The organism is Rhizobium sp. NZLR11 (genome assembly GCF_019685115.1).
GTDB lineage: Bacteria > Pseudomonadota > Alphaproteobacteria > Rhizobiales > Rhizobiaceae > Rhizobium.
Map to the genome: position 1 here is coordinate 40,215 of NZ_JABDWD010000032.1, position 12,871 is coordinate 53,085.

At 62.0% G+C, this 12,871-nt stretch carries 9 protein-coding genes; 4 read left to right on the forward strand and 5 right to left on the reverse strand.

Annotated features, from left to right (window positions below; all coding sequences use genetic code 11):
* Positions 1–3: 3 nt before the first annotated feature.
* The gene (locus tag HJB83_RS31770) at positions 4–498 is read right to left on the reverse strand and encodes a histidine phosphatase family protein (RefSeq protein WP_207580658.1); all 495 of its coding nucleotides are present in this window, start codon (positions 496–498) and stop codon (positions 4–6) included.
* Between the two features lie 276 nt (positions 499–774).
* Here HJB83_RS31770 and dksA point away from each other — a divergent pair, with 276 nt between their 5' ends.
* The gene (gene dksA, locus HJB83_RS31775) at positions 775–1,194 is read left to right on the forward strand and encodes an RNA polymerase-binding protein DksA (RefSeq protein ID WP_164014196.1); all 420 of its coding nucleotides are present in this window, start codon (positions 775–777) and stop codon (positions 1,192–1,194) included.
* A gap of 66 nt (positions 1,195–1,260) precedes the next feature.
* Here the strand turns inward: dksA and HJB83_RS31780 are convergent, their stop codons facing one another.
* Positions 1,261–1,905: a DUF1062 domain-containing protein gene (locus HJB83_RS31780; RefSeq protein WP_207580657.1), complete on the reverse strand. Its 645-nt coding sequence runs from the start codon at positions 1,903–1,905 to the stop codon at positions 1,261–1,263.
* Positions 1,906–2,318: 413 nt separating this feature from the next.
* Positions 2,319–3,374 carry a flagellar biosynthetic protein FliO gene (locus HJB83_RS31785; protein ID WP_207580656.1) on the reverse strand — a complete coding sequence of 352 codons (1,056 nt, stop codon included), beginning with the start codon at positions 3,372–3,374 and terminating at the stop codon, positions 2,319–2,321.
* A 307-nt stretch (positions 3,375–3,681) separates the two neighbouring features.
* Between HJB83_RS31785 and cckA the strand changes: the two genes are divergently transcribed.
* Positions 3,682–6,276: a cell cycle histidine kinase CckA gene (gene cckA / locus HJB83_RS31790; protein WP_221133175.1), complete on the forward strand. Its 2,595-nt coding sequence runs from the start codon at positions 3,682–3,684 to the stop codon at positions 6,274–6,276.
* 264 nt (positions 6,277–6,540) lie between these two features.
* Here cckA and HJB83_RS31795 read toward each other — a convergent pair whose 3' ends face one another.
* Positions 6,541–7,467, reverse strand: a complete 927-nt coding sequence (locus tag HJB83_RS31795; protein WP_164014206.1) for a pseudouridine-5'-phosphate glycosidase — start codon at positions 7,465–7,467, stop codon at positions 6,541–6,543.
* A gap of 86 nt (positions 7,468–7,553) precedes the next feature.
* A complete protein-coding gene (locus HJB83_RS31800; RefSeq protein ID WP_221117082.1) occupies positions 7,554–8,498 on the reverse strand; it encodes a carbohydrate kinase family protein in 945 nt (314 codons plus the stop codon).
* Between the two features lie 229 nt (positions 8,499–8,727).
* Between HJB83_RS31800 and recA the strand changes: the two genes are divergently transcribed.
* Both recA and alaS read left to right on the forward strand, forming a co-directional pair.
* Complete coding sequence (gene recA, locus HJB83_RS31805) at positions 8,728–9,816, forward strand: recombinase RecA (RefSeq protein ID WP_207580652.1); 1,089 nt, start codon at positions 8,728–8,730, stop codon at positions 9,814–9,816.
* Between the two features lie 165 nt (positions 9,817–9,981).
* The gene (alaS, locus tag HJB83_RS31810) at positions 9,982–12,636 is read left to right on the forward strand and encodes an alanine--tRNA ligase (protein WP_221133176.1); all 2,655 of its coding nucleotides are present in this window, start codon (positions 9,982–9,984) and stop codon (positions 12,634–12,636) included.
* The last annotated feature ends 235 nt before the right edge of the window (positions 12,637–12,871 follow it).

Sequence of the window (12,871 nt, forward strand, 5' to 3'; positions counted from 1 at the left end):
CTTTCAGACGATCACAAAATCGGCGAGGCGCCAGACGGCGGCGGAAGCGTCGTAATCGACGACGGCAAGGCCAGCCGTCGGGAAGCCGCCGGGAAGGGCGCCGACCATCGCCTCATGGCCAATCAGCGCCTCCAGCGTCTGCTCCATGGTCGGATTGTGGCCGACCAGCATGACGGCCGCCTCATCCTGGGCATCGACGATCTCGAGATAGGTGTCGACCGTGGCGTTGTAGAGCGCATCGACATAACGCACGTCGAGTGCAACGCCCATTGCCCGGTGGACGGCGCCGGCGGTGTCGCGGCAGCGCAGCGCCGTCGAACTGATCACAAGATCGGGACGGTAGCCCTTGTCGGCGGCCTTGTCGGCGATGATCTCCGCATCGCCAAAGCCCTTTTCGTTGAGCGGCCGGTCGAAATCGCGCTGCCCGGGGTCGGCCCAGGCGGCCTCGGCATGACGCAGGAGATAGATGCGGTTGGGCGGAGGCAGCGGTACGGTCATGGGCAAATCCAGGATCGGGTGGGTCTTTTCAGTAGCGGTTGCAATCGGCCGCCGTCAATCGCCAGCCATGCCGCAACGGCGCAAAACGTGGCTGACAACACGGCGTTTTGAAGGCGAAGAAAAAAACGGAAGCCGGAATAACCATGACAAAATAGATCGTTAGCCTAAAATTGTAACAGATTTAAAAATCTGTTTACCTGTCGTATTTGGCTTGAACCGCGGCTAGCGCTTGGGATATACACCCGGCCAGATGAGATGTTCTTCAGGAGAATCGCGTTGAGTGAGAAGATCGATCTTAGCAATTACGTTCCCTCGGAAGAGGAAGAGTTCATGAACGTAAACCAGCGTGCCTACTTTAGGACGAAGCTGGTTGCATGGAGAAATGATATCCTTAGAGAAGCGCGTGAAACCCTCGACCATCTGGCCGAGGAAAGCGCAAACCATCCCGACCTCGCCGACCGGGCGTCGTCGGAAACTGATCGGGCGATCGAACTTCGCGCCCGTGACAGGCAGAGAAAGCTGATTTCCAAGATCGACGCGGCACTGCAGCGCATCGAAGACGGCACTTACGGCTTTTGCGAGGAAACCGGCGAACCGATCGGCCTCAAGCGTCTCGACGCCCGCCCGATCGCGACGCTGTCGATCGAGGCGCAGGAGCGCCACGAACGCCGCGAAAAGGTCTATCGCGACGAATAATGGTCTTCATGCAGAGATGAGAACAGAACAAGCGCCGCGATCCGATCGCGGCGCTTTTTTCGTTGATCACTGTTCTACGGCGTAATTGCCTGTCGCCAGAGGTTTCCACGATTGCTCCCGCTCGGTCTCCATGGAGAGGTCAATCACCACAAGGGCGCCATTTCTGATCCGCCGCCGCATGATGTCTGCCCGCTCAGGAGCCGTCCGGACCATGCCTTTGTCGTGAAGAGCCCGCAGCCGCGAACGTGAAAGCTTCAGTTCCGAGGCCAGCAGACGGTCGAGGCGGGTGCTTGTTGGAAACGGCACCATCAGTTCGATTGCCAATCTCGTCCAATTGGCAGTTTCGTGCTGCATTTCCTTCGCGATTTCAAATTCGGCAAACTCATCCACACGCAGCGATTTGTGTCGGAGAGCATCGAGGTTGAAGCTTTCCGCGCGGATCCAGTCCGGATCGTTGGATTGCAAAGCGTCAAGAACGGCAGGATCGATGTCGCGGACATTCCGGCGCTCGAGGATCGGCCGGTTCCATGTCCGTTCGCAGGTCAGGCATTTGTAGATAAGCCAGGCGTCCAGCTTGCGGCCGTTGGCATTGAGCCGGATCTTGCCGCTGGACTGAAAGGCTCTCAGGCCTCCGCATCCGCCGCATGCAATCCAAGGCCGGGGCGCTGTCTTGGGAATAATGGTCCATCGGACCCGAAGCGTCTTGCACATATCGTCTTGGTCTTCCGTTCGGAAGCCCATCGAGATGGTGCGTGAGAAGACCCTTGCGGGCGCGGTGTGGCGATGTTGTGGGCGGCTGAAGACCTGAGACAGCGGAGCTGCACTTGGCACATTGTAACAATGCCAAACCGGTCTCTCGCCACCACCCGATGAACATGTTCGCATGCCGCCAGCGTGTCGCTAGGCGGCAGTACGGGTGAAACTGGAGTGAGACCGGAATTTATTTAGGCAATATGTAACCTCGAATGCGCCGACGCTCTTCACCCTGATCGATACCAAATGATCGGCATGATGGGGAGGCCGGAGGCATTCGGAAACGGAAAAAGCCGCGGCATGCGGCTTTTGTGCAACTTGATGATGAAAACGAAGGCGCAGCAACCCGGTTTCACGCGGACGCGTTTGCCTCATTTGTCGCGGTTGACGCTCATCTCGCCGAAGATGCGGGCCACTTCCTTCTGCAGCTCGGTATCGGCGCCGGTGATCGGAGCAAGATCGGGATCGCGGCGCGGCAGGTTGCCCGGCTGCGGTATGGCTTGGCGGGGGGCCTGGTTCGCCGGCACCGGGACGATGCGTTCGGCCGTCAGATTGTTCGACATCTCCTCATCCAGCACCCGCTGGAAATCGCCGCGGATTGCCGCTGCCGACTGCGCAGCCGCATCGGCCTCTGCCGTACCAGGTGCGGCGCGGGCGGCGGCCGGCACGTGGACAGGCGGGGCGGAGATCTCGGGTTCAATGCGCTGCTGCGGCAGCACGCGCTGGCGGGCGGCATCGAGGATCTCGGCCGCACTTGCTGTATCGTGGAAAGATGCAGGCTGTGCGACCGGAGGAGCGACGGGACGCTCCGGCGGGCGCGGCTGCGGCGGGGCGGCAGGCACAGGAGAGTCGCGTTCGACCGACAGCGTCATGGGGTTTGCCGGAAGAGGGCTCGTCGCCACGGGCGGGGCGACAGCCGGCGGGGCAGGCGGTTCGGGGCGCGGGAGCGGCACCGGCGAAACCGGCGCGGAGAAGGAAGGCTCGGCCGCCGGCTCGATGCGGGCTGCAACGGGGCCTGCGACTGGGGTCGCGACCGGCGGGTGGGGCGGAGAAACCGCCGGCGTTTCCGGCCGCGCTGGGGGTATTGGCCGCTGCTCGACGAGTTGCGGGCGGTTGGCGCTTTCCGGCTGTTCGGTCGCTCCCGGCAGGATACGGCTTTCGATGACGATATCGCTCGGGCCGCCGATCATGATCAGGTGCTCGACGTCGTCGCGGCGCACCAGCACCAGCCGGCGACGGGTATCGACAGCTGCGGCATCCAGCACCTGCAGGCGAGGCTGGCGGTTGCGGCCGCCGCGCAAGAAGGGCGAGGGTGCCCGTCTGCGGATCACCCAGAGCACGAGGATGAGCAAGAGAAGCGCCAGACCGACGCCACCGGCCGCAAGCAGGAAACGGCTGCCATAAGCTCCGACAACATCACCCAACATAATCACTCACTCCATTTCACATTTCGGCACATATTGACGACTTTTCCGTTCCTTAGGCAAGGGCCGCCGGTGCTGTCCAGTCACGGGAGAACGCGATTTCGTGTTTCGCTGCTTGGCGCCCGGCGACCATGCGCTCGGGTGGCCGGGTTGAGCTTCAGGGGCAGATGGCGCTGTTGCCTGTGAATTCAAGCAGTCTTGCCGGCCAGCGGTGTTTTTGCCGACGCAGCAAATTGCTAAGAAGGAAACAGTGCCTGATTCCCGCTTCGTGTTCGTGCTACGAAGCTGGAGGGGCTTATGTGAGGAATACATGACGAAACCGCGTCAGGCCGACGAGTATAACGCACCGCTTGTGGATCGTGGGGGGCGTTCTGGCACGGTTTTGCGCATTCTTCTGCTGGCTCTCGTGTTGATCGCAGCCGCCGGCGGCTTTGTCGTCTTCAAGAGCTCGCTCGACAACGAGGTCGTGCTTGGCGGTCTCGGCGTGCTCGCCATGGTCGGCATCTTCTTCCTGGTCTCCTCGGTCATCGGTTTCATCGAGGTGATGCCGCAGCGCCAATCCGACAGCTTGGCGCGCGCCTTCCTCAACAGCCATCCGGACGGCACGCTGATCACCGACGAAAAGGGCCGAATCATCTATGCCAACGCCGCCTATGGCGCGCTGACCGGCGCGCGCAAGGCGACCGAGGTGCAGACACTGGAAACCCTGCTGTCGCGCCACCGCGAATCGAACGAAGCACTCTACAGGCTGGTCAACGGCCTGCGCGAGGGCAAGGAGGGCCGGGAGGAATTCCGCCTGCTGCGCGCCGTCGGGCCTGGCAGCAACAGCTCCGGCGCGCATTGGTACCGGCTGAAGGCGCGGTTGCTGCAGCCCGAGGAGAACAGCGGCAAACCGCTGCAGATCTGGCAGATCACCGACATCACCACCGAGCGCGACGACCAGGAGCGCTTCTTCAAGGAGTTGCAGAACGCGATCGACTATCTCGACCATGCACCGGCCGGCTTCTTTTCCGCCGGCAGGAAGGGCGAGATCTTCTATCTCAATGCAACGCTTGCCGAGTGGCTGGGCCTCGACCTTACCAAATTCGTGCCGGGCTCGATGACGATCGGCGACGTCGTGGCGGGCGAGGGGCTGGCGCTGATCCAGTCGGTGCAGGCCGAACCGGGCCTGAAAAAGACCGTAACGCTCGATCTCGACCTGCGCAAGACCAATGGCCAGAGCCTGCCGGTGCAGATCATTCACAGCGTCACCTCGATGCGCGACGGCGCACCCGGCGAAAGCCGGACGATCGTGCTGGGGCGTGAAAAGAGCGAGGCCGGCGGCCAGTCCGCGTCGGCTGCCGCTATGCGTTTCACCCGCTTCTTCAACAACACGCCGATGGCAATCGCCTCTGTCGACGGCGACGGGCGCATCCTGCGGACCAACGCGCCGTTCCTGAAGCTGTTTTCCAGCGTCGTCTCGCGCGACGATCTCGAAAAGGCGCCGCATCTCGAAACCATTGTCCAGGAGAGCGATCGGCCGCAGTTGGCTGCGGCGCTGGCGGCGGCCAAGGACCGGCAGGGCGACATCGCGCCGCTCGATACCCGTACGCCGACCGACGAGGCGCGCTATTTCCGCTTCTATGTCAATGCGGTCATCGACCAGAGCGACGAGGCGCCCGAGGAGGCGGCGATCGTCTATGCCGTCGAGGTGACCGAGCAGAAGGCGCTGGAAGCGCAGATGGCGCAGACGCAGAAGATGAATGCTGTGGGCACGCTCGCCGGCGGCATCGCACATGATTTCAACAATGTGCTGACGGCGATCCTGCTTTCCTCCGACCATCTGCTGCTGCAGGCGCGGCCGGCCGATGCCAGCTTTGCCGACCTGATGGAAATCAAGCGCAACGCCAACCGCGCCGCGGTGCTGGTGCGCCAGTTGCTCGCCTTCTCGCGCAAGCAGACGATGCGGCCCTCGGTGCTCAACCTCACCGATGTCGTCGGCGACCTGCGCATGCTGGTCGACCGGCTGCTCTCCGGCACCAATGTCAAGCTCGACGTGCAATATGGCCGCGACCTCTGGCCTGTCAAAACAGACCTTTCGCAATTCGAGCAGGTGCTGATCAATCTCTGCGTCAATGCGCGCGATGCGATGCCCGAGGGCGGCACGCTGACGCTGCGCACCCGAAACCTGACTGCCTCAGAGGTCTCTGCCTTCAACTATTCCTACATGCCGGCCGAGGACATGGTGCTGATCGAAGTTGCCGATAACGGCACCGGGATTGCGCCCGAAATCATGGACAAGATCTTCGAGCCCTTCTTCACCACCAAGGATGTCGGCAAGGGCACGGGACTTGGCCTTGCCATGGTCTACGGCATCGTCAAGCAATCGGGCGGCTACATCCAGCCGGAATCCGAAGTCGGCAAGGGCACGACCTTCCGGGTCTTCCTGCCGCGCCACATCCCGGAGCCGGTGGTTGCCGGCGAGGCAGGCTCGATCGACGGCGCTATCGAGGTGCTGCCCCAGCCCACATCACCGCAGCAGCCGGAGGACTTGACGGGATCGGCGGTCATCCTTCTCGTCGAAGACGAGGAGGCGGTGCGCCGCGGCGGCAAGCGCATGCTGGAAACCCGCGGTTATACCGTGCACGAGGCGGGATCGGGCGTCGAGGCGCTCAACATCATGGAAGAGCTCGGCGGCAAGGTCGACATCGTCGTTTCCGACGTGGTCATGCCCGAAATGGACGGCCCGACGCTGCTGCGCGAGCTGCGCAAGACCTATCCCGACATGAAATTCATCTTCGTTTCGGGCTACGCCGAAGATGCCTTCGCCCGCAACCTGCCGCCCGAGGCAAAATTCGGGTTCTTGCCGAAGCCTTTTTCGTTGAAGCAGCTTGCGGTGGTGGTGAAGGAAACGCTGGATAGTTAGGAGTTCGGTGGCTCAGAGGTTTTGAGAGGGCGTGCCGTGAGACACCCCCCTCTGGCCTGCCGGCCATCTCCCCCACAGGTGGGGAGATCGACAAGAGGCATGCTCCTCCCGCCTCTCTATCGTTTGCCGGATTGCAATGTTGATTGTCGTGGAAGCCGGTGCCGCAGCCGATCTCCCCACCTGTGGGGGAGATGCCCGGCAGGGCAGAGGGGGGCTCACCCGGTATGGCCTATCTACCGAGGCGATTCCTGCCGGCCCGCTACCTTATTCCCCAAGCGCCACGGCAATCTCTGCCGCCAGCCGCGCATTGTTTTCGACCAGCGCGATATTGGTCTTCAGGCTCTGGCCATCTGTCAGGTCGAAGATGGTGGAGAGCAGATAGGGCGTGACCGCCTTGCCGGTGATTTCGTCGCGCTCGGCGCTGTCCAGCGCCCGCTCAATATAGATTTCCATCTCCTCGCGGGCGATCTCGTCAGCCTCGGGCACCGGGTTGGCAATCAGCATGCCGCCGTCGATGCCGAGCTGTTCGCGCACCGTCTGGAAATTGGCAATGGCGGCCGGGCTGTTCAGTGACAGCGGGCTGCGGATGCCCGAGGAGCGTGACCAGAAGGCGGGGAATTCTTCGCTCTCGTAAGTGACGACGGGAACGCCGCGGGTTTCCAGCACCTCCAGCGTCTTCGGAATGTCGAGGATTGCCTTGGCGCCGGCGCAGACGACGATAACGCCGGTGCGCGCCAGTTCCTCGAGATCGGCGGAGATGTCAAAGCTTTCCTCGGCGCCGCGGTGCACGCCGCCGATGCCGCCTGTGGCAAAAACCCGGATGCCGGCGCGGGCGGCGGCAATCATCGTCGCGGCGACTGTGGTAGCGCCGGTGCGGCGCTCAGCGATCGCGAAGGCGAGATCGGCGCGCGACACCTTCATCACTTCGGTCGCCTTGGCAAGCTGCTCCAGTTCGCCGGCTTCAAGGCCGACATGCAGCGTGCCGTGAATGACGGCGATCGTTGCCGGGACGGCACCCTGTTCGCGAATGATCGTCTCGACGCTGCGGGCCATCTCGATATTGCCGGGATAGGGCATGCCGTGGGTGATGATCGTCGATTCCAGTGCCACCAACGGCGCGCCGCGCTGCTTGGCGCTGGCGACCTCTTTCGAATAGGCGATCGGCAGAAGAGGCGAGATGGGCTTGGTCATGATTTGTCCTGTCGTCGATGGAGCATGATGCCGAAAGTCTCAGCGGTTTCGGACGAGATCACACTCAACTATTTAATTTCGTCGTTTCAATGCAGAATTCTGACCTTGGGAACAAGGGCAAGCGCCGCATTCAAGAGATCCGGCGTCAGATTTTCGTTGACGGCGTGCCGCGACTGCACGGTCAGCGTGGCGGCCGCGGTGCCGTGGCGGACGGCCTCCTCGAGCGGCAGGCCGTCCATCAAGGCGGCGAGCGTGCCGGCTGCAAGAGAATCGCCGGCACCGGTGACATCGGCGACAGTGTCGGCGATCGGCGGCTGCAGCGTCACGGCGCGGCCCTCGCAAAGAGCGACGAGCTCGCGGCGGCCGCGGGTGACGACGGCGTTCCTGATGCCGATCGCGTTCAGAAGCGGCGGCCAGCCGGCAGCGTCTTCCGGCTGTTGCCCGGCAAGGGCGGCGGCCTCGGCCTCGTTCAGGAACAGGTAGTCGATATCCCCGATACAGGGTTTCAGCCTGACGACCTTTGCGGGCGAAATGGCGATCGCTGCGACCGGCTTTGCCAGGGACTGCGCCTTGGCAACGATCGCCGCGATCGTCTCCTCCGGCAGGTTGGCGTCGAAAAGAATGAGATCATGGACGGCGAAGGCCTCGCGCACCCAGCGGATGGAGAGACGCCGCGGCACGAAGAAGCGGTAGAGATCCATGTCGGCAAGGGCGATCACCAGATTGCCGTCCTTCTCAATGATCGCCGTATAGCTCGGCGTCTTGCGGTCGAGGAAGACGAAAGGCCGGTCGTCGATGCCGGCGAAATCGGCGGCTTCGCCGACCATCTCGCCCATCGGATCGCCGCCGCGCGGCGAGATCATCGTCACCTGAAAACCAAGCCTTGCGAGATTGCGCGCCGCATTGAAGCCGCCGCCGCCCGGCTCTTCGAACCAGGTCCCGGGATTGCTGGCGCCAGGCGCCGTCTCGCCCAAGATGCGGCCGCGTCTATCGATATGGGCACCACCGAGAACGAGAATCTTTCTGTTCATTTCAGTCGCTCTCCCAATGCCGAAAAAGCGAATCGATGCGATGCATTCTGATGGGCGCGTGTTGGCATTTCAGGTCTAAGCCGTTGCTTTGCATCGATAAAACAAAAATAGAACACGGGCCGTTTTACCTTTTTCTTTCAATTGTTTGATCGCCTATTGCGAGAATGGAACAAACAGGGTACAAACTCAACATTGCTTGGGCGGCTTCAATAACCTAAAGGTGGATCGGATGTCTCAGAATTCATTGCGGCTGGTAGAGGACAAATCGGTGGACAAAAGCAAGGCGCTTGAAGCGGCACTCTCACAGATAGAGCGGTCGTTCGGCAAGGGCTCGATCATGAAACTCGGCTCCAACGAGAATGTTGTCGAGATCGAGACGATCTCGACCGGCTCGCTTGGCCTCGATATTGCACTTGGCGTCGGTGGTCTGCCGAGGGGCCGCATCATCGAAATTTACGGGCCGGAAAGCTCGGGTAAGACAACGCTTGCACTGCAGACCATTGCCGAAGCGCAGAAGAAGGGCGGCATCTGCGCCTTCGTCGATGCCGAACATGCGCTCGATCCCGTCTATGCCCGCAAGCTTGGCGTCGATCTGCAGAACCTTCTGATCTCGCAGCCCGATACCGGTGAGCAGGCGCTCGAAATCACCGATACGCTGGTGCGCTCCGGCGCCGTCGACGTTCTTGTCATCGACTCGGTCGCTGCACTGACGCCGCGCGCCGAAATCGAAGGCGAGATGGGCGACAGCCTACCCGGCCTGCAGGCGCGCCTGATGAGCCAGGCGCTGCGCAAGCTCACCGCTTCGATTTCCAAGTCGAACACCATGGTGATCTTCATCAACCAGATCCGCATGAAGATCGGCGTCATGTTCGGTTCGCCGGAAACGACGACCGGCGGCAATGCGCTGAAGTTCTATGCCTCCGTGCGCCTCGACATCCGCCGCATCGGCGCGGTCAAGGAGCGCGAAGAGGTGATCGGCAACCAGACCCGCGTGAAGGTCGTCAAGAACAAGATGGCGCCGCCCTTCAAGCAGGTCGAGTTCGACATCATGTATGGCGAGGGCGTTTCCAAGACCGGCGAATTGGTCGATCTCGGCGTCAAGGCCGGCATCGTCGAGAAGTCGGGTGCCTGGTTCTCCTATAACAGCCAGCGTCTCGGCCAAGGCCGCGAAAACGCCAAGACCTTCCTGCGCGACAATCCGGATCTCGCTCGCGAAATCGAGCTGTCGCTGCGCCAGAATGCCGGCCTGATCGCCGACCGCTTCCTGCAGAACGGCGGACCGGATCCCGATGACAGTGATGCTGCCGCGGAGATGTGATCTCGCGATCAGTTTTTCTGCCAGTCCTTTAGAAAATCCAAACCGGCTGCATTCCCTGATCAGAATGCGGCCGGTTTTGTTTGTCTGCTGGACAGTGGCGGAGGCGAACGTTAAAAGCCGATGGATTTAGATTTACCTGCCTCGGGCAGCATTGAAGGGCATAGCATGAGCGGTGTGAACGATATCCGGTCGACATTCCTCGACTATTTCAAGAAGAACGGTCATGAGATCGTCTCGTCGAGCCCGCTCGTGCCGCGCAACGACCCGACGCTGATGTTCACCAATGCCGGTATGGTGCAGTTCAAGAACGTCTTCACCGGCCTTGAGAAGCGCCCTTATTCGACTGCGACAACGTCGCAGAAATGCGTGCGCGCCGGCGGCAAGCATAACGACCTCGACAATGTTGGTTATACGGCCCGGCACCTGACCTTTTTCGAAATGCTCGGCAACTTCTCGTTTGGCGACTATTTCAAAGAGAATGCGATCGAGCTTGCCTGGAAGCTCGTCACCGAAGGTTTCGATCTGCCGAAACATCGCCTGCTGGTGACTGTCTATTCCGAAGACGAAGAAGCTGCGACGCTGTGGAAGAAGATTGCCGGATTCTCCGACGACAAGATCATCCGCATCCCCACCTCTGACAATTTCTGGCAGATGGGCGATACCGGCCCCTGCGGCCCCTGCTCGGAAATCTTCATTGACCAAGGCGAGAACGTCTGGGGAGGCCCTCCCGGTTCGCCGGAAGAAGATGGCGACCGGTTCCTGGAATTCTGGAACCTCGTTTTCATGCAGTTCGAGCAGACGGAGCCTGGCGTTCGCAACCCGCTGCCGCGTCCGTCGATCGATACCGGCTTGGGTCTGGAGCGCATGGCCTGCATTCTGCAGGGCGTCCAGAGCGTCTTTGACACGGACCTGTTCCGCACGCTGATCGGTACTATCGAAGAGACGATGGGCGTCAAGGCGGAGGGGAGCGCCAGCCATCGCGTCATCGCCGACCACTTGCGCTCCTCGGCTTTCCTGATCGCCGATGGCGTGCTGCCGTCGAATGAAGGTCGCGGCTATGTGCTTCGCCGCATCATGCGCCGCGCCATGCGCCATGCCGAACTGCTCGGTGCCCGCGAGCCTCTGATGTACAAGCTGCTGCCGACGCTGGTGCAGGAGATGGGCCGCGCTTATCCGGAACTGGTGCGTGCCGAAGCGCTGATCTCGGAGACGCTGAAACTCGAAGAAGGCCGTTTCCGCAAGACGTTGGAGCGTGGCCTGTCGTTGCTGTCGGATGCGACCACCGATCTCGGCAAGGGCGACATGCTGGATGGCGAGACCGCCTTCAAGCTCTACGACACCTACGGCTTCCCGCTCGACCTGACGCAGGATGCGCTGCGCGCTCGCGAGATCGGCGTCGATATCTCCGGCTTCACCGATGCCATGCAACGCCAGAAGGCCGAAGCCCGCTCGCACTGGGCCGGTTCCGGCGAGAAGGCAACCGAAACCATCTGGTTCGAGCTCAGGGAAAAGCACGGCGCAAGCGAATTCCTGGGTTACGATACCGAAACCGCTGAAGGTGTGGTGCAGGCGATCGTCAAGGACGGCGCCGTCGCTGAAGAAGCCAAGGCCGGCGATAAGGTGCAGATCGTCGTCAGCCAGACGCCGTTCTATGGCGAATCCGGTGGTCAGATGGGCGATACCGGCGTCATCTCGTCCGACCACGGCAAGATCGAGATATCAGACACGCAGAAGAGGGGCGAAGGCCTCTTCGTGCATTTCGGTGCCGTCGTCGAAGGTGCATTCAAGACCGGCGACGCGGTTGTTCTGACCGTCGATCACGCCCGACGCTCGCGGCTGCGTGCCAACCACTCGGCAACGCATCTGCTGCATGAGGCGCTGCGCGAGGTGCTCGGTACCCATGTGGCGCAGAAGGGTTCGCTGGTCGCGCCTGAGCGTCTGCGTTTCGACGTTTCGCATCCGAAGCCGATGTCGGCCGAAGTGCTGAAGATCGTCGAGGATATGGCAAACGAAATCGTGCTGCAGAATTCGCCTGTTACAACCCGGCTGATGAGCGTCGACGATGCAATCGCCGAAGGCGCGATGGCGCTGTTCGGCGAAAAATACGGCGACGAGGTGCGCGTCGTGGCGATGGGCGAGGGTATGCGTGGCGCCAAGGCCGGCAGGTCCTATTCGATCGAACTCTGCGGCGGCACCCATGTCGGGGCGACCGGCCAGATCGGCCTGATCCGCGTTCTCGGCGAAAGTGCCGTCGGCGCCGGCGTTCGCCGCATCGAGGCCGTCACCGGCGAATCGGCGCGCGAATATCTGGCCGAACAGGACGAACGCGTGAAGGCGCTTGCCACTTCGCTCAAGGTACAGCCGGCCGAAGTTCTGTCGCGCGTCGAAGCGTTGATGGACGAGCGCCGCAAGCTGGAGAAAGAACTGGCTGATGCCAAGCGCAAGCTCGCCATGGGCGGCGGGCAGGGCGGCTCGGTCGATGCCGTGCGCGAAGTCGCCGGCGTCAAGTTCCTCGGAAAGGCGATTTCAGGCGTCGATCCCAAGGATTTGAAGGGACTTGCCGATGACGGCAAGACCAGCATCGGCTCCGGCGTCGTCACCCTGATCGGCGTGTCCGACGATGGCAAGGCGAGCGCCGTCGTCGCGGTGACGCCGGATCTCGTCGATCGTTTCAGTGCTGTCGATCTGGTGCGCGTCGCCTCGGCGGCCCTCGGCGGCAAGGGCGGCGGCGGCCGTCCTGATATGGCGCAGGCCGGCGGCCCCGACGGGTCGAAGGCCGACGAAGCGATCGAGGCAGTGGCTTTGGCACTCGCCGGGTGAGCTGCCGGTTCATTCCTGAGTTTCGAAGAGGCGGAAGCTCGGCTTCCGCCTTAGTTTTTGCTGGTAGACTTGTTCTTCATTCGGCGTTCCTCCGACGCTCCATTCCTGTGCTAGTGGATTGATCGCGACGAAAGATTCCGTCCTGAGATTCCCAACCGTTTGGGATTGTGCGACGGTTGGGGATGCGCACAGGGATCACATTTGACGTCACCGCCGCCGACCGTTCTCGGCTTGA

Excerpts from the sequence above, each read along its gene's own strand:
- HJB83_RS31795 (WP_164014206.1), bottom strand. The coding sequence starts at position 7,467 with ATGACCAAGCCCATCTCGCCTCTTCTGCCGATCGCCTATTCGAAAGAG.
- HJB83_RS31800 (WP_221117082.1), bottom strand. The coding sequence starts at position 8,498 with ATGAACAGAAAGATTCTCGTTCTCGGTGGTGCCCATATCGATAGACGC.
- recA (WP_207580652.1), top strand. The coding sequence starts at position 8,728 with ATGTCTCAGAATTCATTGCGGCTGGTAGAGGACAAATCGGTGGACAAA.
- HJB83_RS31780 (WP_207580657.1), bottom strand. The coding sequence starts at position 1,905 with ATGTGCAAGACGCTTCGGGTCCGATGGACCATTATTCCCAAGACAGCG.
- alaS (WP_221133176.1), top strand. The coding sequence starts at position 9,982 with ATGAGCGGTGTGAACGATATCCGGTCGACATTCCTCGACTATTTCAAG.
- HJB83_RS31785 (WP_207580656.1), bottom strand. The coding sequence starts at position 3,374 with ATGTTGGGTGATGTTGTCGGAGCTTATGGCAGCCGTTTCCTGCTTGCG.
- HJB83_RS31770 (WP_207580658.1), bottom strand. The coding sequence starts at position 498 with ATGACCGTACCGCTGCCTCCGCCCAACCGCATCTATCTCCTGCGTCAT.
- cckA (WP_221133175.1), top strand. The coding sequence starts at position 3,682 with ATGACGAAACCGCGTCAGGCCGACGAGTATAACGCACCGCTTGTGGAT.